Genomic DNA, 21,389 nt, shown 5'->3' with positions numbered 1-21,389 from the left:
CGAAAGCTATTCTTCTTTTAATAGTCATTAGTGTTTAAATATAATCAGTAATTAAACCCCTATTTTTTCGCTCAACCTTTCGACACGTCTCATAGTCCTCTAAATCTGTTAGATAAATAAAGCCAACTAACCGTTCATCCGGTAATACACCAAAAACATTTCTTACTTTCGGGTTAAATATATACTCTGGTGTCTTCCAACATGAACCTATCCCTTTATCATGGAGTAACAATAACAAATTTTGAGCAAAAGCACCAATTGCTAAGTAGTTTTCATTTTCTTCTCTTTGTCTGGCATCACATTTCATAATAATGGCTAAAAATCCGCCAAGATTTGTGACTGCATCATAGTGACTTTGTTGCTTATCTTTATCTCTTGGAAATGCATACTTCGAAATATCTCGACTCATTTCTCCTAATTTATACTTAGGGACGTACACAACACGCCACGGCTCTCTCATCCCATGATTTGGTGCATCAGCAGCTATTTCGATTGCTTCTTTTACAACCGACTCATCAATATGCATATCTCTCGTGAAATTTTTGATACTTCTTCTTGTTTCAATCGCTTTTTGAAGTTGCATCTCTATCTACCCCTTTTTAATGATAACCATTATCAATTATATCTAAGGGCTTATCGCTTTTCAACTAAACTGTACACAGGCATCAGGTTTGATAATGTTTTGACGTGTAATTGTCCAGGTGCTACTGCTTCTGATATTGAACCATATGTCAATGCGCCACCAAATACTTCCTGAGCTGTACGCGAAATGACGCCCAGTTGCGACATTGAAATACCTGTCACCCACTGAGGTAATGCTTCACTCGCTTCAGATAGTGCTTCTAATAAAGTCAATACATCCTGTCTCGTTTGAGGCATCACTGCAATTTTCAAATGTTGCGCCCCTAGCTTTGACATATTGAAATAAGTCTTTTTTAACACCTCGATTTTAGGTGTTTCATCAAAACGATGGTAAGACAATAAAGTGACTTTTTGATGTGCTTCACACTCATGAACGAGCATTTTCCTGATGTCATTGTAGGGTTCCCACTCAATGTCGATTAAGTCTACTTGTTCAAGTCGTCCGATACCTCGAATGAACTTAACATAGTCTTCTTCAGATTTGACACCCTTCCCCCCCTGTTTAACAGTACGATATGTGACTAACAAATCCTTTTTCAATACCGTCTTGATTTCTTCAATTATCTTACGTAGCGTATCAATCTCACATTGAGCTAAACCATCTACACGTAATTCTAAAATATCAAAATCGTCTTGATACTGATTAATTAAAGCCAAATCTTTTTGGGTTAATTGATCATTATCTGGCATAAAACTAGCGACAATTTGTGTTTTCATGATTAAACACCTTTCTTCAATTAAAGATTCACAATATTTTTAACTTCCTTACCATGAATATATGATAAAACATCATCCAATGGAATATCTACTAAATTTTGTACAGCTTCATCGGTATAAAATGCAACATGTGGCGAAATTAATACATTATCTCGTCCTAATAAACCTTGTAATGTCTGGTCAGCAATATGTTTATTCGACCAATCTTTTCTAAAATAATCCCCTTCATTCTCATAAGTATCCAAAGCAGCCGCAGAAACTACTCCACTATCAAGCGCTTCGATTAATGCTTGAGTATCTACTACACTACCACGTGCAGTATTCACAAATAAAAGACCTTCTTTAGCATGTTGAAAAACGTGCTGATTTATAAAATAATGATTGTCCTTAGAACCTGGGATGTGTATCGTTAGGACATCACAGTTCTGGACAAGCGTCTCTACACTATCAACGTATGTCAGGATACTTTCTAACTCTGAATTAGGCTTTAAATCATATCCATAAACTTGTGATCCGAACCCATTTAATATTTTAGCCACTCGACTCCCTATACGCCCTGTCCCTATAACTCCTATTTTTAAAGATTCAACTGTTCTCCCTTGAATATTCATACTCCAATCAAAACATTGTTGTGATACATTCTGATCAATTTGATACGCATGACGAACCAACTCTAATATACGCATCACAGCAAATTCTGCAATTGATTGCGGTGAATAGCTCGGTACATTTGATATTTTAATCCCTAATTGATTGGCAACGTCCAAATCAAACATATCGTAACCAGCAGATCGCTGGGCAACATGATAAATACCGTGTTCTGCCAAAATTTTTAAATAATTATTATTAATCGTTGTGGTTTGTGATGTCGATATACCATCGATTTGATCCAATGTATCAAAATGCGCTTCCCCAAGCGAATCTGATGTTAACTCTACTTCCACTTCTCCCTGATGTGCACTCATCCAGTTTTCTAATGCTTGATGTTCATCTTCTCTAACATCAAATATTTTAATTTTTTTCATCGTATCCCTCCATTGTCAGTAAATTCTGAATATAGTTACTATATCCTAATTCTTTATATTTGAAAAGACTGATGATTGAACAATTCCATTTGGGGTAAACAATTATTACAAGATAATTGAAGGAGGATTTATTCATGGCAACAATTTATGAAACAACTGCAACCAATACAGGCGGACGCAAAGGACACGTTCAAACAGATGACCAAACTTTAGATTTACAAATCCTACCCCCTGATAAAGCAGATGGCAAAGCAACTAACCCTGAACAACTATTCGCAGCAGGTTATGCTTCTTGTTTTAATGGTGCATTTGATTTAATCCTTAAACAAAGTGGTTTTAGAGAGGCAGAACCTGTTGTTGATTTAACAGTGCGCTTAATAGATGATCCTGACCACAAAAGTCCAAAATTAGAAGTAGATATTCACGGTAAAGTTAAAAATATGGAACAATCAGACGCCGAAAAAGCTATTCAAGACGCACATGATTTCTGTCCGTATTCCAAAGCAACTCGTGGTAACATTAATGTTAACCTTTCTGTAGAAGTGATTGAATAAGATTTATTATCCACAATTATGATAAAATCAAAAGTGAAACTGCGAAATCGTATTGATTTCAGTTTCACTTTTTTATTGTCTTCATCCTCTTGAGAAGTATTCATTTTTTAAAGAATATGATTTATTACTTTATTTTCTGAACTTTCAAAAATAAAGTTGCATTAAATTCTAGATTCTAATATGATTATTTACAAATATAATTAATTTTCGAGAGGTGACCTATGATAAAGATTTTGACTCATGACAACGCAAAAGATTTTCAAAATTTGATAATAGAAGCATATCAAAATGAGCCATTAACTTTTCTACATGAATTTTATGACGGTGACCATCTCAACCTAAAAGACTTGAGGCATCTTTTGCATCCAGACAACCATAAGCGGAATGTGGTATTTGGTGCATTTGATAATCAAAAACTAGTTGGCATGATAGAATTAGACTTCATACCTCACCCAAGCAAAAAACATAAAGCATTTATCCAAAGCTTATATGTCAGCCCTAAATACCGTGGCCAATCATTAAGCTATCAACTTATGGAAACATTAATTAAGCATGCACGATCTCAACATATTGAGCAACTCATGCTAGCCATTGCTTCAAATAACATTCAAGCTAAAATCTTCTTTAATAACTTAGGATTTGAATTTTTTGCATTAGAAGAGGCTGCACGCAAGATTAATAATCAATATATTGAAGAACATTGGCTCATATATAATATAGGTGATTCCAAATGAAAGAAATAACAAAAATCCAAAAATATTGGCATTATCAAAAGTACAATGTGATGATGCGCGATTATCGAGATTATTTACATATTAAAACAATAATCAAGTACGGGGCGACTTATGAGGAACTGATTCAAGCCATTGATACCATACTCCAAAAACCTATTGGTCATAAAGCATTTATCAATACATTCCAACATTTATGGGGATACTTTAAAAAAGAAGCAACAATAGAGGAAAAAGAGCATTACCTTCAAATTATGGATTTATTAGAATCACAGTCTACTCATTACACTTCATACATACATTTCATTCAACAACTCATCCAAAAATACAATAATCAATACCTTTATCAGAGCGCAATTATGGATATTTCATAATTTAAAGATTCTACGCATTTTGAACATTTCTGGATGAACCAGGTTTTGATATGATCACTAACGCGGTTATTAAGATAGTTACAAGTAAAGTTCTTGAAAAAGCCCCTTAAAATCCTATAGCAATTAAATATGCTCCCTCATACGCTATAGTGAAACAAAGGGAATGATGAACAACCTGTTTATTGCTCCTTTTTGTTAAAGTAACACAATCATTCCTGTAATCATATCTCCATTTGAATTTTGCATAGTCATAGTATAGGCATTTACTACTTTATCTTATCAAAACTTTCGTGAGAACTTGAATAACTTTCAATAAATCAATTATAGTTCTATACCCTAATTTACGATGAGGCATTAAACTGTTTCCCGAATTTTTTTAAATTAATAATCTTCACTTAGGAATCGATTAAGTGCAGTTAGGCATTGTCCTGTGATGATATTTAGACTTAGCTTATATTTCGAAAAAATAATTAAAATCGCTAAAGTTTTAAACAATAATCTTAAGTCCGCATGAAATAAAAAGTTGTTCATATAATGTCTCACACTAACTATTTTATATGGTTATAAAACGGACGATTTGCCCCACCTTAATACTTAAATTTTAACCACTTTTGTCAAAACCTTCAGTATGATTGATTCCAACTCCAAAATTTATTTAAGCGAATTTTGTATCATTTTTTATATGTTATACACTTTTACATTTCCAAATCAGGACCACCCGTAAAACGGGTGGTTTGTTCTTGGGCTATAAGCCCGCTTTACCGACTAGCGCCTAAAGGCACTGGCTTTTTCATTTCATGCTCAAGCCAAAATGCCATTGTCTCTTTAGCTGCCTCTAAAGAGGCTTTTGACTAACTTCAATAACTCTTAAAAGGGGCTTCATATTCTCTTATGCTCAACTTATCAATCGCTTTATCGTGCTTTTCTTGGTTCTGTATATTTTTTTTATTGTGGCTTCATTTAATCCAACTGTACTTACATAATATCTTTCTGCCCAAAAGTGACGATTTCCAAATTTATATTTCAAATTTGCATGTCTATCAAATATCATCAAAGCGCTTTTACCTTTGAAATACCCCATAAAGCTTGAAACGCTTATTTTGGTTGGGAGGCTCACTAATAGATGTACATGATCTGGCATCATATGTCCTTCTAATATATTCACATTGTTATCTTTTAACCATTGATACCATTCATCAAATTCACTTTCCTCAATTGTAAAAGCCATATGCGTATACGAGTGTTAGATTTCATTTCTAGGTATATATCTTTTTCTTCATTTAGCGCTAGTCATAGGCCACCTAATATGAAATACGCTGTTTTATCACTCTCTACTAAAATTTTTGCTGAATCGTCTACACTTAGTTGGACAAATTCTATGAGAATAGATATTGTTAAATTAAGAAAGTAGGCGATTTTTATGACAAGAGAAAGAAGAACTTTTAGTCCTGAATTTAAATTACAAATGGTAAAGCTTTATGAAAATGGTAAGCCTAGAAATGAAATTGCTCGTGAATATGATTTAACACCTTCGGCGTTAGGGAAATGGATTAAGCAACATCAAAATACTGGTTCATTTAACCATCAAGATAACTTAACTAATGAAGAAAAAGAACTAAGAAAATTACGTAAAGAAAATCAACAATTGAAAATGGAAAATGATATTTTAAAGCAAGCAGCGCTGATCATGGGACGAAAATAGATGTCATTCGAAAGAATGCCAATAAATATTCAGTATCAGCAATGTGCAAAGTCCTGCAAATCTCTAGAAGTAGTTACTATTACGAAATTAACAAATCACCCAACGTTGAAAAAGATGATCGAGATAAGGAAATTAGCGATAAAATTATCGAGATTTTCAATTCTAATCGCAAATGTTTTGGAACAAGAAGGATTAAAAATGAACTTATCAAAAATGGTTTAAATGTCTCAAGACGACGTATAGGACGCATTATGAAAGCAAATAAATTAGTATCTTCTTATACGACATCGAAGTATAAATCATTTCCTTCTCGCTCAAGTGAACGCGAAATCAATAATGAATTAAATCAAAGTTTCAATAGAAAAGAACCATTGGAAGTTCTTGTCAGTGATTTGACATATGTAAAAGTGGCTGGAAAATGGCATTACATATGTTTATTTATTGATCTTTTTAACCGTGAGATTGTTGGGCATAGCGCAGGCTCAAAGAAAGATAGCACGCTTGTATCCAAGGCACTTAGTAGCATTAGACACGATTTAAGAGACGTACAAATGTTTCACACTGACAGATGAAAAGAGTTTGATAATCACATGATTGATGATGTACTAGATACCTTTGGTATCAAAAGATCTTTAAGCATGAAAGGATGTCCATATGACAACGCAGTAGCTGAAAGTACATTTAAAGCGTTAAAAACTGAATTCATTAAACAGTATGATTTTAAATCTATTAATCACTTAAAACTCGAATTGTTTGATTATGTTAATTGGTATAACAACATTCGACCTCATAGTGCATTAAATTATCTGACGCCGAAAGCGTACAAAGATAGTTTCTATAAAAACTGTCTAGAAATCTGTTGACATACCAAAGTAAACTTTTGCAGCATGGCCTTCTCGATTGGTTTTATCTCCTAAAACAACCTCTTTGGCATATCTTTCAAATGGATCTGCCTCATCTTTACCATAAAAAGTTTCAATGATCTGTTTTTGATTTAAAATTTTATGTTTAATTAATTCTTGCCATAGTCTATTTTTTCTTTCGTTAGACCAATCCATTTGTTTAGCAATTAATCTTGATTGTCGATGGTGACCATAAACTGACAAGAAAAATGTATGCGGTAAATGTTTAGAATTACACAATATTGTGACAATTTTATGGTTACTCAGTGCATTGATAAGATGCCCAGTCATTGAGACATTTGGATGCTCAATGACTAGACAGCTGATTTCATTCAAAGAAACTTGACTGACTTGTTCCCCTTTTACAATTAAATGATTTCTCCGCAGTGATAACTTAGCATCTGTAGTAACAATCACTGTTCTAAAGCTCATTACGAGACTCCGCTAATTTAAATAAGGATTTGGGTCTTGTTGATTTGAGTCCTGTAATTGAAGTATAGGCTACTTTTACATTCGCCTTAGGTCCTAGGAAACTACGATGACCCATACCGCTTCTACGACTTCCTATTTTTTCTGATCGAGCCGAAGAAGCTTTGGTTGCTTTGAATAGTTCATCAATACAATTCATAAAGTCTTGATGCGTTTGATCAGTGTTTTCAAATAATCCTCTAATTTTTTGTGCTTTTTGATCGTTCCCATTTGTATTTAAATACTCGGCATACTGATCAATCGCTTTATTGGCTAATTCTAAATAGACTTGTTGCAAATCATGAGAACTCAATTCTTTGTGATTAAATGTTTGACTTAACATCAATTGTTCATCTAAGTTTAAATCAAATTGTTTTGCGTTAATTACTTCACCACTTGATATAAAATAGCATGGATGCTCTCCTAACATTAATAAGTCTCCCTTATTAAGGGTGTAAACAATTTGAGCATCAATCACATCTTCTTTGTTGTCTCGTCGAGCTAAATATAGTGCAAGGCTTTTTGAAGCACCTTCACCAAATTTATAGTGTTCAATCACATATTGATCAATCATTTGATATTTCACTTGTGGTTTTCCTTTTTTATTTAACACTTTCACCGCGACAACATGTGTTTGATAAGCATTCATCTCAGCATAGACCGCAAAATTTGTTTTCTCAGATTGATACTTAGCAGTATGCGTTTTAGGTGAATAAGCCGTTTGTTTATAGAAGTGTTGAGCAATATTAAATCTCTTCTTAGAAAAATTGATGTTAAAGTGATCAATATCCATCTTTACTTTAGATATTAAGAGTTCACCTTCTGAAACTTGTAACTTTTCTAATTCTTTAAAGAAGAAAATAAATTGAGACCTTTGTCTTTGATTGAATTCACCAAGTGCTTTCCACTTGGCTCTCACTTTTTCCCATCTAAAGTTAAAATCAAATAAATCTACACTCGGGTATGCGATTTGCGCACCATGATATACGACACCATTCAAATAAGCATCAATTGCATGATGTGCGTCATTTAATTGACGAATTTTAGGGATTTCGAATTTCCTTCTAAACTCACTTACCATCTTAGCTTTCATTGGAATGACACGTGTATTGGGATATTCTTCACTCAGAAAATCTCTAACGTGTGTGGAAATTTGTCGTGTTTCAACGAGTTGTCGTTGAATAAATCCTTCTTTATCCATTTCAGTGAATTCTGGTTTCATTAATTTGGCTAATTTGCTGTCACTGATAAGACCTGCTTTGTTTAAGCTCTTCCAGAAGTAAATTCTTTTTTCAGGGTAACTGATAAATTCTAAAGGTACTTTATTCCCTTTAACTTGGTTCATCGATTGTTTAACAAGTACTTTATTATCAATAGAGTCATCTTTTATAAAACTTCGAGGAATAATATGATCGACTTCATAGTATTGCGAACCCTTTTGTAACAACTCATTTAAGTCAATTCTTTCACCTGAGTACATACATTTACCATTTTGAGAGAGATATAACCATAGTTTTTCTTGTTGAAATGCTTCTTGACTGTATGATTCTGCTATTTTGATGATTTCCTTATATTCGTCCATGGATTTTAATTTGTTCTTTTTGACAATATCATCCCATATTTGTTTACGACTCTTTTGACGTTTTCCTTTGTCTTGATCCTCTGTCGCAAATTCCATAATAATCTTTTGAGGCTCTCCGAATATAGATGTGAGTTCTCTGACTACTTTAATCGTTGACCAAATGCCTTTTTTTAGTGCCGGTGATGTTGCTAAGTCAGCAACGTCTTGATAACGTATTTGCTTAGATTGAATTTGATTTTCTTCTTGAATAAATGTTTGGAAGTCGTACGCATCATTGGTGATGATCTCCATAAAGTTTTCATCGGATTTTTTCAGTAATTCAATGACAGCATTACCATGGTAACGATGCGTCAATAACTTCTCACTCATACGCCCCCATCCAGAGTAGTTTAATTTTTTCAATTGATTCATTTGAGTTTCAGTCAACTCTGGATAATGTTCTTTTAATTTTTGGACAAGTATTTTTTTATCTTCAAATAGCGTTATCCATAAAATGATTTCTTCTATCTGTTCTCTTCGATCCTCAACTGAGCCAAATATCTTCATCATATCAATGTATGAAGAAAGTTTAGAAGTGAATTTCTTTTCATCTTGAGTTCCAAATACCTCAAGTGATACACCATTTTCAATAAAATCATCTCTATAATTAGAGTTTCTCATTTTGTCTAAAAACGCTTCATGACTTACTGATTTAATTTGTTTAAAGATGTAGTCAAAAGCAAATTGTTTCACTTTCGGTTCCAATCGATATTTACGATTTTTGGGATCTGTTTTTTTACGGATTTGTACACCATTTAATTCATTTAGTACTTCCATTTCTTGGTAAAGTAGACTATGTTTAGGTAATACATCTTCATTAAGTAAGTACGTACATTTATTGGTCATACGTCTAATAAATTCAGTCGCACTATCAGTTCGATTCACTACTTCATCAAAGTTCCATGGCTTAATAGATTGGCTTGAATTTCGAATCATCCACCCGAAGCGATGATCATTTTTTCCTTTAACAAGAGGTCCTACATAATAAGGTACTCTGAATGTAATTAAATCAGATACTTTTTCAATCATTTCATCTGTAATTTCAGGATGATACTTCTGTTGATTTTTCAGGATTGTTTGTGCCTCATAGAGATTCATTTGCATCGGTATACTAGCGTTATCAGTAGTATTTAATACTTTGAGTAATGTTTTATTTTCAATTTCTTTATAAAGGGGGTGCTCTTTAAGGATATAAGGCTTTAATTCATTTAATAACTTATCATATTGATTTTTTGGACTAATTAAATATTGATCAAATATACAAAGTTGTTTAAAGTTATTTTGATCTGGTTTTTCTTGATACGCTTTTAAGCTTTCTTTCGCGGATACAAAAATAGATTGATATGCTTGTTTTGATTTATCCGCCTTATATACAAGGTCTTTAACTTGTTTTAATTCTTTACCGAATTTTTGATACGCTTGCACTTTAGAAGCAGCTATAGATTTTTTCCCTTTAAGCACTTGTTTCAGTAATATAGATAAGTATATTTTATTAGCTAACTCAATGAAATCTAATTGTTCTTGGGATAAAAATGAACTCATCGCTTCTTCATAATCATCATCAAATGTATAAGACTGATTTGCTTCTATAAGCGATTCTTTATTTTCTGCATTATAAAAGAGCTTGCCTTCATTAAATTTGAGACCTAACACCATTTTAGCAATTTGATCTAATCCCTTGTCATACTTTTTAACTTGCTTTGAACGATCATTTTTGGTAACGCTATTGTCTTGGAGGATATTTAATATTTCTTTCTTATCTTCGTAATTAATATTTAATGTTGTTTCATTAATGACTTCATATTGTTCAATCAACTGAATCAAGTCATCTAAACTTTCCTCACTAGATAAATTCTCTACATTTAAATGATTAAATAAGAAGTGACCTCTATATTTAACCAAATGATATAAGGCTATGTATATCAGTTCAGGTGCTGCCTTTTGATCTTTATACAACAGTTCTTCTTGTAAATGGTAAATCGTTGGATATTTTTTAGGGTTATATCCTAAAAATTTTAATACCTCAGATAAACTTTTATTTTTAAAATCGACATTGTTGTTTTTCCAAGTATGCTGTCTTTCAAATTGATAAAAGTTAGGATTTTGTACAAGGGGTGCTAAAATCTCTTGTAATAGCCCTAGACGTTTAATACGACGATTGTTTCTTCTTCTAGATGATCGAAATAATCTTCTTTCTTCAGCAGTATCAGCTCCGTCGAATAGATATACACCAATTGCATCTTTATGATGGTATTTTAGAATGTTAAAAGATTCATCCATACAAGCATATCCCACACTGCCTGTCCCAATATCTAAGCTTAAAATATATGGCCTTTGCATCACTATATTTACCCCCATTTATTTCTTTTTAAAAACATTATCTCAAATATTTTGACAATTGTGAATACCCATGTTATGATACAAAAGAAGTTTTACTTCATTCTAAATAATCATAGTTAAGTTAAAACAAGCTTAAAGCGTCAACGTAATGTTACATTAACAACTCACTGTGTCAGTGGGTTTTTTTATTTGTTAAAAATAAGACTAAGACAACATCATGTCTTGGGATTCCATATAGACAGTTGTGTCTCAGTCTTTGACGTTCATTTATATTCATTTTTATAAATAGAGCTCAAATGATTTAAGTTTAAAAGTAACCAATATTGTAAATGTATCGTTTTCTTGCTTGGCTTCTACTGTTCCTTTTTGCAGTCGTACTAATGAACGTACAATATACAAACCCAAACCAACACCATCCTTACGATTCGATTGCGTTGTATACGTGCGTTCAAATATTTTTTCTGTAGGAACTACATGATTTTGTTGAATATGATTCATAATTGAAAGTACTAATGTATCGTCTTGCACTTGTGTATATATGCTCATCTGTTTTTCACCATGTTTTAAGACATTCGACAAAAGATTATTTAATATACGTTTTGTAATGTCTTCATCCATGAGAACATCATCCTTTGTCAATTCGTACCTTTTAAGAATGATATTGTTTGCTTCCATTTCTTTATAATAAGTCATTAGTACATTATCCATAAGATTTTTAAGTGGTTGAAAAGCTAGATGTACTGGATAATCTTGAGATTCAATTAATGTTAAATCATAAAATTTCTCAACTTGTCTCTCTAACAAGTTGATTTTACGAATCATAATGGTTAAATATTCTTTTTGATTATAGTCTAAATTATAGTCTTGGCTCAGTATCTGTGAATATCCCTTTATCGCTGTTAAAGGGGTTCTAAAATCATGTGAGATATTAGCGAGTTCTTCTTTAATCGCTTGATCTCTTAATCGATATTTTCTTCTTTCCTCAATCTGCAATAATAGCATCTCATTTATATCATTAATAAGATGTGAACAACTTTTTCCCATTGTCGCTTGTATTAATTGATTACTTGAAGCACCTTTTTTAATATTCATCAATTGATTACGCACATATTTTATTTCCATCTTAACCAAGACAAATCGAATAGCTAAATAAAGGATGGCTATTAAACAAATAATAACTATAATCCACATATGATAACCTCATTAATTTAAAACTCTTTTTTCTTAAATTTGATAAAGCTTACGATTAAAAATAAACATACACATATCCCTCCCACGAGCCAATAGGAAAAGTCGATTGTTAAATCACGATTATAGTATCCTGCTAAATTATTCAAATACAGTTGACCTGGAGTATATTGATGTATGTACTCAAATATCTCTGATGTTTTACTTAACATATATGTGAGTTTTTCAGATAGTAAAAATAAAAACATTAGCACTATAATAGTAATGAGATAATTGATTCTCAATATTGCTAACGAAAATGACACACAAAAGATCGCTAAAAAGATTGGCATTATATTAAAGATTGCTTTTAAAGTAACTAGCCAAGTTTCATCAAAATCTGGAAAAATAATCGCACTTACAAAGAACATTTCAATCATGCTTACAATACAAAATAACACAAAGTAAAATAAAGAAATAGCTAACTTGCTCATAAATATATTTTCTCGCGACTGACCAAAAGCAATAGCGTGAGAAATCATTTGATAATCTGTCGTTGTAAGGAGTGATACACCAAAAAAGTAAATGACTAAAACCGTAGCAATATTAATACCCACTGCGCTCATAAAGTAAAAATCCATACGAAAATATGGGAAACTTTTATCTGTATGTCCAAAATATGCAATGACAATCGCAGCTAACACTATTAAAATAGCACTTATACTCATAACAAGATGTAACGCTCTCTTATGTCTTAATCGATAACTTTCCGCAGTCATTAAATTAAACATTACTTTCAGCCTCCTCTAATTCTAAGAAATATGTTTCTAATTCTTTTTGATCAATTCTAAATTCTTTAATCAATATATGATGTTCAACTAAAACTTTATTGATTTGATGCGCTTCCTCCATATAATTATGAATTTGAATGACCTGATTAGGGAGAACTGTATATTGTATTGCTTTAAAATATGTTTCAAGTAACCTTACTGCTTCTGGAACGTTATCCACTTGAAGTAATAAATACTTTTTAGACTTTTCTTCTAGTTCCGCTTTTGTAATGTCGTGAATGAGACGGCCATCTCGAATAAAGATAAATCGCTCCGCAACCATTTTTAATTCAGATAAAATATGACTTGAAATCAAAATCGTAACGCCGTATTCTTTATTAAGCTTTAAAATCAAATGTCTAATATTCGCAATACCTTCTACATCCAGACCATTCGTAGGTTCATCTAAAATAAGACAATCTGGATGATGTAATATAGCTTGTGCAATACCCAGACGCTGTTTCATTCCTATTGAAAATGTTTCAACTTTATGCTTTTTCACCTCATATAAACCTACTAATTTTAAAACCTCATCCAGTCGATTTGTATGCGTAATGCCTCGGAGTTTAGCTAAATATTTTAAATTTTGATAAGCTGTGAGATTTTCATAAAACTTTGGCCTTTCTATTAAAAAACCTATTCTCTTTTTAACCTCATTTGATGATTTATAGTGGTGTCCAAATAATTCAATCTTGCCACCTGTCATCAACAATTCATTCGATAATAGTTTAAATAATGTTGATTTTCCTGCACCATTCTTTCCAATAACCGCACAGATTTCACCCTTTGTCACTTTAAAATCGAAATGACTTAAAGCTTCGGAAGTTGCGTACTTTTTTGATAACTGTGTCGTCTCTATCACACTATCCATGATATCCTCTCCTTTACTTAATTTATCTTTATTGTACTGATGCGTGTTCAAAGAAACTTTAAGTAAAGTATAAAGAAATCATAAAGTTTATATGAGCATAAAACCAATGCCCCAAATAGTTTTAAAATATGCGGTTTCTGTAACTTCAGAAAATTTTTTCCTAATATTAGACATATGCATGCTAACAGTATTATCATCCCCTAAATACGGGCCCGACCAGATATTTTCATAGATTTGTTGCTTAGTAATTGGCCTTTCTGGATAATCCATAAAATAATTGAGGATTTCATATTCTGCATTAGTTAATTTTAATAATTGATTTTCAAGTGTAACCTCGCGTTTGGACTTATCTATTTTAAGCGCCTTCCATGTTTTCACAACACAATTATCCTGACCTGATAAATTTCGTAATTGAACGAGTATTCTTGCGGTCACCTCTTCTTGATCAAATGGCTTAGTAATATAATCATCTGCCCCCTCTTCTAATAACATGACCTTTTCTTTCACATCGTGTTTGGCAGAAATGACAATCACTTTTGATTTGTATTTATCACGTATTTTTTGAAGCACTTCAAGACCATTCATTTGAGGTAACATTAAATCCAACAAAACAATATCAAACTGTTTATTTTCAAGTAATGAAATACCCTCTTATCCACTATACGCAATCGTTGAACGTATCTCTTTTTTCGCTAACATCAAAGACAGCACATGTGCAATTTCAATATCGTCTTCTATAATCAATATTTCTGTCATAATAAATACTCCTTTATCAAAAGTTCTTTGACACATCTTTTAACTTTGGATTCATCCTTTACTTATATAATTTAGCATATCACACCAAAAACCACGACTCCGTTCAAGCCGTGGTTTCATTGTTTTATTCAATTGTTTGTGTTTCTGCAAGTTTTTTGTACCAATAAGCACTTTTCTTCGGATAACGCTCTTGTGTTTCAAAGTCAACATAAAATAATCCATAGCGCTTTTCATAGCCATTTGACCAAGAGAAAACATCCATTAACGACCAGATGAAATACCCTTTTACATTGGCACCGTCTTCAATTGCATCGGCAATGACTTCTAAGTGCTTTTTAACATAATCTATACGAGCGTCATCATATACTGTATTGTCTACAAATTCATCTTTATACCCTAGGCCATTTTCAGTGATATAGATTTTTTTGTAGTTCGGGTAGTCATTTTTGACGCGCATGATTTGATCATATAATCCTTGTGGGAAAATCATCCAATCCCAATCTGTACGTGGTACGTCGATATCAAATTCACGCTGACCTACACCTTTTAATTGATATTTAGATCCACCTTTATTCCCTTTTGAATTATGTGTGATTTCACTCTCTCCTTCAAACCCACGCATCCAATCGCTCATGTAATAATTAATACCTAAGAAATCATTTAAGTCTTTAGCCGCTTCAAGTGCTTCAAAATCTTTATCTCTAAGATCTAAGGCGCCACCATTCACATTTAAGATATGGTTCACACCTTCCATTGTCGCTTCTGAATAACGACCTAAATATGTCGCATCTAAAATAAATTTGTTGTGAATAATATCTTCTAGTTCAGCCGCACGTACATCTTCTGGATTGCTTTTGTCATATGGATATTTAGTAGGTAAAGCGTGTACAACACCAATTTCACCAGGATATCCGTGATCTTTGTATAATTTTACAGCTTTCGCGTGTGCAACCATCATATTATGATGCGATTGGAATACTTTTTCAAAATCATATTGTATACCAGGTGGAAATTTACCTACGAGATACTGTCCGTCCCCAATCGGCCCTATCTCGTTAAATGTCGTCCAATATTTGACTTCATCAAACTCTTTAAAACAAAATGCTGCATAATCAACAAAGTGTTCGATATTGTCCCTGTTCAAAAAATCACCATTCGAATGTAATGTTTCGGGTGTGTCAAAATGATGGAGTGTCACAAATGGTTCGACATGACGCTTTAAACATTCTTTAAAGAGACGGTGGTAATAATCGACTCCTTTTTGATTCACTTCTCCGTAACCCGTTGGAAAAATGCGTGACCACGCTATCGAAATGCGAATCCCATTTACACCAAACTGTTCACTCAACTCTAAGTCAACAGGATAACGATTATAAAAATCACTTGCCGGTTCTGCTGTATACCAATAGTTCTCTTCTAAATACGTATCCCATGCTACTCGCCCCTTACCATCAGTGTTCGTTGCACCTTCAGCTTGATAGGCTGCTGTAGCACCACCGAAAATAAAGTCTTTTGGTAATTTTTTCATATTGAGTCAGGCTCCTTTTTATTTAAATTGATCTCTTACAAATTGCAATGCACCTTCACCGTCACGAGTGAGTTTGATATATTCTGCACCTTGTGTTTTAGCAAGTTTGATGCCGAGACGATCTGTATCTTGTTTAATATCTTCATAGTTTGAAGCAACTTGAGGTGCTAAGATGATTAAGTCATATTCTTTCATAATATCCATGTGTGCACCGTAACCACCTGCTGCTGCCTTAACAGGCTGATGATGCTCTTTTGCAGCTGTGTTCAAAGCATTTGCTAACAATCCACTTGTTCCTCCACCCGCACAAAGGACAAGGACATTTGTTGGTTCAGGCATAACATTATCATTGGCGTGCGTTGTCGTACCTGTAATTGATTCATTATCTTTAGACTCAACTTCTTGAGCTGTCGAGTTACCAACAGATGAAGCAATCACTGCATCTGCTTTTCTCGTATCAAAGTTGTCAGCCACTTTCGAACGTAATGCTTCCGAGTTATCGATACCTTTTAACTCGTCTTCCAAGATTTGTTTGTCATACACTTTGAAGAATGGATAGTAAATGAGCACATCGACTACGATGAGTGTAATCGCTAAAACAAATGCCCAAACTTCAAAGCCAGTTCCCATAATAATGCCTAAAGGACCAGGTGTTGTCCATGGTAATACAACACTGAAACTATTCATCCCTATAACATCAACAAAGAATTTAAAAATCCACACGTTCACAATTGGTGCCAAAATAAAAGGAATAAAGAATACTGGATTTAATACAATTGGTGCACCAAAAAGAATTGGTTCGTTCACTCCAAAGAAAGTTGGCACAACTGATGCACGACCAATTGCTTTGTTACGTTTAGATTTTGATAGCCACATAAATACAAAAGGAAGAATTAATGTAGCACCCGTACCACCCATCGTAACAATAAACATTTGCGTACCTGGTGTTAAAATCTTATCTGCATGTTCCCCAGATTGTAATAAGTTAAAGTTTGTTTCGATATTAGCATACGTAATTGCCGCAATCGCTGGTTCGACAATAGACGGTCCATGGATACCGACAAACCAGAATAAAGCAAAAGCACCAAAAATAATCGTAATACCAACCCAACCGTCAGCAGCCGTGAATAAAGGTTCGAAAAACTTCACAATCGCTTCTGCTACATTTGTATTCACTAATGCTCGTGCCAAAAGATCTAAACCGTATAACACTAAAATCACTAAACTAAACGGAATTAAGTCTTTAAACACTTGCGAAATATTCGGTGGCACTTCTTTCGGCATTTTAATTGTGACATTGTTTTTTACACAGATATTATAGATAATGACTGTGATAAATGCGGATAAAAATGCAGTGAGCAATCCTTTAGTCCCCATAAATGCATTCGCAAATCCACCTGCTTCAAGTGGATTTGAAGCTAAAAACAAGAAACCACAAATTGACGCGAGCATTGTCGAAATAAAGTTAATTTGGTTTGTACTTTCTAACTTACGATTGTACGCATCCGTTAAAGCTTTGGCCGTTGTACCAGCTACAAGTAAACCTACAATCCCCATCGTGTAACCATATGGCTTCATAATCATTGCTTCTGCTTCTTTGCTCCAAGTGAACCCAAAAATATTCGGAACATATGCAATCAATAAGAAAATACTGGAAAATAAGATCACAGGCATAGCCGAAATGAATCCATCTCGAATCGCTCTTAAATAAATGTTACGCGAGAGCTTTTCAAAAAATGGCTTTCCCTTTTCAATGAATCCAATCAGTTTGTTCATAGTTGTCAACTCCCTCTTTTGTATAACTCAATGATGTGCTTTAACATATCCTTTAATAAAATCGTTGTCATCAAATGATCTTGTCCATGCATCATTGTCACGCTATATGCAATATCATCACCAGATGCTTCTTTTTGTAATAAAGACGTTTGTGCATTATGTGCATCAACAATACATTGGTTTCCCTCTTCTATCAGTTGCTCTGCCTTGTCATAAAGACCTTCTTGTGCTGCTGTTAATGCTTCTAAATATTTAGAGCGTGCATCTCCTGCATAGGCTACGATTTCAAACCCTAACATTGTCACTTCTTCTCTATTCATAAAAATCCCCTCCGATCGTCATTGAATGACTTATACATTTTCTTGATATGAAACAGCTGTCTCTTCTAGCACTTTGTTTAATTCACTAATGTTGGCATGGCCTTCAGTACTTAACCACTCTCTTGCTGCACTTTCACCTTTTTCAATATAGGCTTTAACAGCACCAGACCATGTAGCACGTCCACAAAGTACACCATTAAATTTTGCCCCCGCTTCATGTGCAAAGCGTAAAGTGTCTTGGAATAACTTTGCTGATACACCTGCGCTTAAATAGATGTATGGTAAATGTGTCGCTTCATCTTGTTGTTTGAAATATTGTGCAGCTTCATCACGCGTGTAGACAGACTCACCTATTCCAAACCCCTCAACATAGTTCATATCTACAGGTACTTCAACCTTTAAGACGTCGACACCGAAGCGTTCTTTAGAGAAGACACGCATTGCTTCGATGACTTTTCGAGGTTTCACTTTCGCATACTCAGGGCCTTTATTATCAGCAATCGAATCATCATATGCTAAAATCTCTAAGAAAAATGGAATATCTTCCGCCTTACATTCAGAGCCAATACGCTCAATATAGGCCTCTTTTTGATTGTTAATCGCATCTTCATCATCAATGTCGTAATACAATAAGAACTTCACCGCTTGAGCACCTGCTTCTTTAATGCGTTTGGCTGACCAATCTACAAGACAATCTGGTAAGCGTCCTTTTGCATTCACATCATATCCTGTTTTTTCATAGGCTAATAAAAGGCCTGCATCAGCGTGTCTAACTTGTGTAGCAGGTAAACCATATTCAGGATCTAAAAGAATAGATGATGCATAGGGTGTTAACTCCTCAGACACTAATTTTTTGAGTGTTTCTATATCTGAAACTTTTGGCTCACCTTCTTGAAATTGTGCCATCATACGTTTTAATGCACCACGTTGATCAAAAGCTAAAGCCGAGATAATACCCTTACCATTACTCACTTGTGCTAATAATTCTTGTTTTGTACTCATCACATACACCTCTCATTTTGGATTTATGTCACTTTTATCAAAGTTCATTTACATTGATTAATCGGGGCTAATTAGTCGTGATATTCACCTTTATCCCATTTTTCTAAAAATTCATTGAAGAAGTCTTCATTATTTTGCTGTTGATGGATAGACTCTACTTTTGAAATCTTATCAATTAATTTTTTATTCTCTTCTGTTGGTTTATATTCAGCATTAATAAAAGCTTCGACAATATCACAAAGTAATAATTCTCCAACAATTTTCCCGCCAAAACCAATCACATTGGCATTAAGCTCTTCTTTCGCATAAAGAGCTGACGACATATCTCGTACTAAAGCTGAACGTACACCAGGCACTTTATTGACAGCATTGTTAATACCAACACCTGTTCCACAAATACACACACCTAAATCTGCGTCGCCACTCGTCACCGCTTCGCCCACTTTTTTGCCATAGATTGGGTAATGCGTACGCGTAAAGTCATATGTTCCACAGTCAATCACCTCATGTCCGAGTGATTTCAAAAATTGTGAAACTTCCATTTTTGTATCCGTAACAATATGATCCGAACCAATTGCTATTTTCATTCGATAAACCTCCTATTAACCCATTTTATTTAACATATCTACGCGAATTTGATGACGCCCTCCATCGTATGCACCTTCAACAAATCCTTTAACGATATTTTCTGCTAATGTTTCACCAACTAACGCTGAACCCAGCGTAATCATTTTGGCGTTATTGTGACTACGCGTCATATAAGCAGAGCGCTCATCAGATACTTCTGCAGCAATCATGCCTTTAATCTTAGTCGCAACCATAAAACTTCCTGCACCGTACTCATCAATCACAATCCCTAAGTTATCGTCAGCTTGTTGCACCTCTTTGGCCACTGCAACAGTGACATCCACAAAATCTTTTAAACTATCACTCGTCACATCGACAACATCATAACCGCGATCAAGTAAATATGTTTGAATATGTGTTTTTAAACTTAGTCCATGTTGATCTGCACCTATAATCACTTTCATCCTTATCATCCTCCCAATCAGTTGTTGACTCACACATATATAAGCGCTTTCATTTGTTTACAATTGAATTATAGACCAAAACAAACATCAATTCAACATATTTCAGTTTATTTTTGTTTATTATTATTCATAATACTCAAATTCAAACAAAAAAGACTAAGACACTTTTGGGTCCTAGTCTTTATATTTATATGATTTCAATATATTGTTGAATAGAGGTCAGCTGTTCTTCCGTTAATGAATTTGTTACGATAGCAGTTAAATCCTTTAACTCACAAAATGATACGAAATCTTCTTTGCCAATCTTTGAGTCATCTGCCAATATATATTTTTCATTCGAATGTGAAATCGCTAATTTTTGAGTATAGGCTTCTTCGTATGAAGACGTCATCACTTCATTCCCTTTAATTCCATTCGCACTAAAGAAGATTTTTGAAAATCGCATTTTTTCTAGTAATGTGTTTGCCATTTCACCAACAAATGATTCTGTTAACTTACGTTGTGATCCTCCAATAAGATACACTGAAAAGTGCTCTGATCGTTTATGTTGTAAAATTTGAAATACCGGTAAACAATTCGTCACAACTGATAAACGCTTATTTTCAATTTCTTTGGCTAACATTTCAACCGTTGTACCTGGGCCTAAAAAGATGATATTTCCATCTTCAATGAGATCTGCTGCTTTTTTAGCAATTTCATACTTTTCTTTACTTTTCTTAGTATGCTTTTCATGATGAGACATTTCTTTATATTGAAAAGCAGCATTACTCCGAGCTCCACCATGAATCTTGGTCAATATCCCTTGTTCCTCTAGCTCCACCAAATCACGTCTTACCGTCATATCAGATACATTTAAATCCTCAACTATATCAGTAATCCGAATCGTTCCCTTTTCATTAACACGACGTGCAATCTCATCCAAACGTTCATATTTATTCAAATGCTTCACACCTTTTTATAAAATTATCTTTTTGATGTTTTGAATCTGAAAAGTATTATTGATTCAATATGTAATATTATTAACTTACTACA

At 33.6% G+C, this 21,389-nt stretch carries 18 protein-coding genes and 4 pseudogenes; 4 read left to right on the top strand and 18 right to left on the bottom strand.

Annotated features, from left to right (window positions below):
- Positions 1–34: 34 nt before the first annotated feature.
- Genes C7J90_RS06240 through C7J90_RS06230 form a run of 3 tightly spaced genes read right to left on the bottom strand, consistent with a single transcriptional unit; the run spans position 35 to position 2,384 of the window.
- Positions 35–583 (bottom strand): nitroreductase family protein, encoded by a 549-nt coding sequence (locus C7J90_RS06240; RefSeq protein ID WP_103208220.1) that lies wholly within the window; start codon positions 581–583, stop codon positions 35–37.
- A gap of 50 nt (positions 584–633) precedes the next feature.
- Positions 634–1,359 carry a type I 3-dehydroquinate dehydratase gene (gene aroD / locus C7J90_RS06235; protein ID WP_103208221.1) on the bottom strand — a complete coding sequence of 242 codons (726 nt, stop codon included), beginning with the start codon at positions 1,357–1,359 and terminating at the stop codon, positions 634–636.
- Between the two features lie 20 nt (positions 1,360–1,379).
- On the bottom strand, positions 1,380–2,384 hold the full coding sequence (locus C7J90_RS06230) for a D-2-hydroxyacid dehydrogenase (RefSeq protein WP_103208223.1): 1,005 nt from the start codon (positions 2,382–2,384) through the stop codon (positions 1,380–1,382).
- A gap of 134 nt (positions 2,385–2,518) precedes the next feature.
- Between C7J90_RS06230 and C7J90_RS06225 the strand changes: the two genes are divergently transcribed.
- The 3 genes from C7J90_RS06225 (at position 2,519) to C7J90_RS06215 (ending at position 4,043) form a co-directional block, all read left to right on the top strand.
- Entirely contained in the window at positions 2,519–2,938 is a 420-nt protein-coding gene (locus C7J90_RS06225; protein WP_103208224.1) for an organic hydroperoxide resistance protein, read from the top strand.
- Between the two features lie 221 nt (positions 2,939–3,159).
- The gene (locus C7J90_RS06220; protein ID WP_103208226.1) at positions 3,160–3,672 is read left to right on the top strand and encodes a GNAT family N-acetyltransferase; all 513 of its coding nucleotides are present in this window, start codon (positions 3,160–3,162) and stop codon (positions 3,670–3,672) included.
- Positions 3,669–4,043: a DUF1722 domain-containing protein gene (locus C7J90_RS06215; RefSeq protein WP_103208227.1), complete on the top strand. Its 375-nt coding sequence runs from the start codon at positions 3,669–3,671 to the stop codon at positions 4,041–4,043. The genes C7J90_RS06220 and C7J90_RS06215 overlap by 4 nt, the downstream gene beginning before the upstream one ends.
- An 857-nt stretch (positions 4,044–4,900) precedes the next feature.
- Here the strand turns inward: C7J90_RS06215 and tnpA are convergent.
- A pseudogene (tnpA, locus tag C7J90_RS12095) lies at positions 4,901–5,208 on the bottom strand (IS200/IS605 family transposase); the annotation flags it as partial.
- Positions 5,191–5,372 (bottom strand): annotated as a pseudogene (locus tag C7J90_RS12330) (VOC family protein); the annotation flags it as partial. The pseudogenes tnpA and C7J90_RS12330, both read right to left, overlap by 18 nt.
- Before the next feature lie 91 nt (positions 5,373–5,463).
- On the opposite strand from C7J90_RS12330, the pseudogene C7J90_RS06205 reads away from it, so the two are divergent.
- Positions 5,464–6,608 (top strand): annotated as a pseudogene (locus tag C7J90_RS06205) (IS3 family transposase).
- Here the strand turns inward: C7J90_RS06205 and cas1 are convergent.
- The 13 genes and pseudogenes from cas1 to C7J90_RS06140 form a co-directional block, all read right to left on the bottom strand.
- The gene (gene cas1, locus C7J90_RS06200) at positions 6,594–7,079 is read right to left on the bottom strand and encodes a type II CRISPR-associated endonuclease Cas1 (protein WP_103209615.1); all 486 of its coding nucleotides are present in this window, start codon (positions 7,077–7,079) and stop codon (positions 6,594–6,596) included. The pseudogene C7J90_RS06205 and the gene cas1 overlap by 15 nt on opposite strands.
- Positions 7,069–11,076 (bottom strand): type II CRISPR RNA-guided endonuclease Cas9, encoded by a 4,008-nt coding sequence (gene cas9, locus C7J90_RS06195; RefSeq protein ID WP_232618916.1) that lies wholly within the window; start codon positions 11,074–11,076, stop codon positions 7,069–7,071. The genes cas1 and cas9 overlap by 11 nt, the downstream gene beginning before the upstream one ends.
- Positions 11,077–11,355: 279 nt before the next feature.
- Complete coding sequence (locus tag C7J90_RS06190) at positions 11,356–12,267, bottom strand: sensor histidine kinase (RefSeq protein WP_103209611.1); 912 nt, start codon at positions 12,265–12,267, stop codon at positions 11,356–11,358.
- A gap of 17 nt (positions 12,268–12,284) precedes the next feature.
- Positions 12,285–13,034, bottom strand: coding sequence for a hypothetical protein (locus C7J90_RS06185; protein ID WP_103209610.1), 750 nt, complete (start codon positions 13,032–13,034; stop codon positions 12,285–12,287).
- Positions 13,027–13,944 carry an ABC transporter ATP-binding protein gene (locus tag C7J90_RS06180; protein WP_103209608.1) on the bottom strand — a complete coding sequence of 306 codons (918 nt, stop codon included), beginning with the start codon at positions 13,942–13,944 and terminating at the stop codon, positions 13,027–13,029. The genes C7J90_RS06185 and C7J90_RS06180 overlap by 8 nt, the downstream gene beginning before the upstream one ends.
- Positions 13,945–14,031: 87 nt before the next feature.
- Positions 14,032–14,700, bottom strand: a pseudogene (locus tag C7J90_RS06175) (response regulator transcription factor).
- Between the two features lie 124 nt (positions 14,701–14,824).
- Positions 14,825–16,228, bottom strand: coding sequence for a 6-phospho-beta-galactosidase (gene lacG / locus C7J90_RS06170; RefSeq protein WP_103209606.1), 1,404 nt, complete (start codon positions 16,226–16,228; stop codon positions 14,825–14,827).
- A gap of 18 nt (positions 16,229–16,246) precedes the next feature.
- Entirely contained in the window at positions 16,247–18,004 is a 1,758-nt protein-coding gene (locus tag C7J90_RS06165; protein ID WP_103209605.1) for a lactose-specific PTS transporter subunit EIIC, read from the bottom strand.
- A 5-nt stretch (positions 18,005–18,009) separates the two neighbouring features.
- Positions 18,010–18,324: a PTS lactose/cellobiose transporter subunit IIA gene (locus C7J90_RS06160; protein WP_103209603.1), complete on the bottom strand. Its 315-nt coding sequence runs from the start codon at positions 18,322–18,324 to the stop codon at positions 18,010–18,012.
- A 30-nt stretch (positions 18,325–18,354) separates the two neighbouring features.
- Positions 18,355–19,326: a tagatose-bisphosphate aldolase gene (gene lacD / locus C7J90_RS06155; RefSeq protein WP_103209602.1), complete on the bottom strand. Its 972-nt coding sequence runs from the start codon at positions 19,324–19,326 to the stop codon at positions 18,355–18,357.
- Between the two features lie 71 nt (positions 19,327–19,397).
- The gene (lacB, locus tag C7J90_RS06150) at positions 19,398–19,913 is read right to left on the bottom strand and encodes a galactose-6-phosphate isomerase subunit LacB (RefSeq protein WP_103209600.1); all 516 of its coding nucleotides are present in this window, start codon (positions 19,911–19,913) and stop codon (positions 19,398–19,400) included.
- Positions 19,914–19,928: 15 nt separating this feature from the next.
- On the bottom strand, positions 19,929–20,357 hold the full coding sequence (gene lacA, locus C7J90_RS06145; protein ID WP_103209598.1) for a galactose-6-phosphate isomerase subunit LacA: 429 nt from the start codon (positions 20,355–20,357) through the stop codon (positions 19,929–19,931).
- 187 nt (positions 20,358–20,544) lie between these two features.
- On the bottom strand, positions 20,545–21,297 hold the full coding sequence (locus C7J90_RS06140) for a DeoR/GlpR family DNA-binding transcription regulator (protein WP_103209597.1): 753 nt from the start codon (positions 21,295–21,297) through the stop codon (positions 20,545–20,547).
- Positions 21,298–21,389 lie beyond the last annotated feature (92 nt).

The sequence above is a fragment of the Staphylococcus felis genome, assembly GCF_003012915.1.
GTDB classification, from domain to species: Bacteria; Bacillota; Bacilli; order Staphylococcales; family Staphylococcaceae; genus Staphylococcus; species Staphylococcus felis.
Note: the sequence above shows the minus strand (reverse complement) of the source record. Positions and strands in the feature narration are given on the sequence as shown.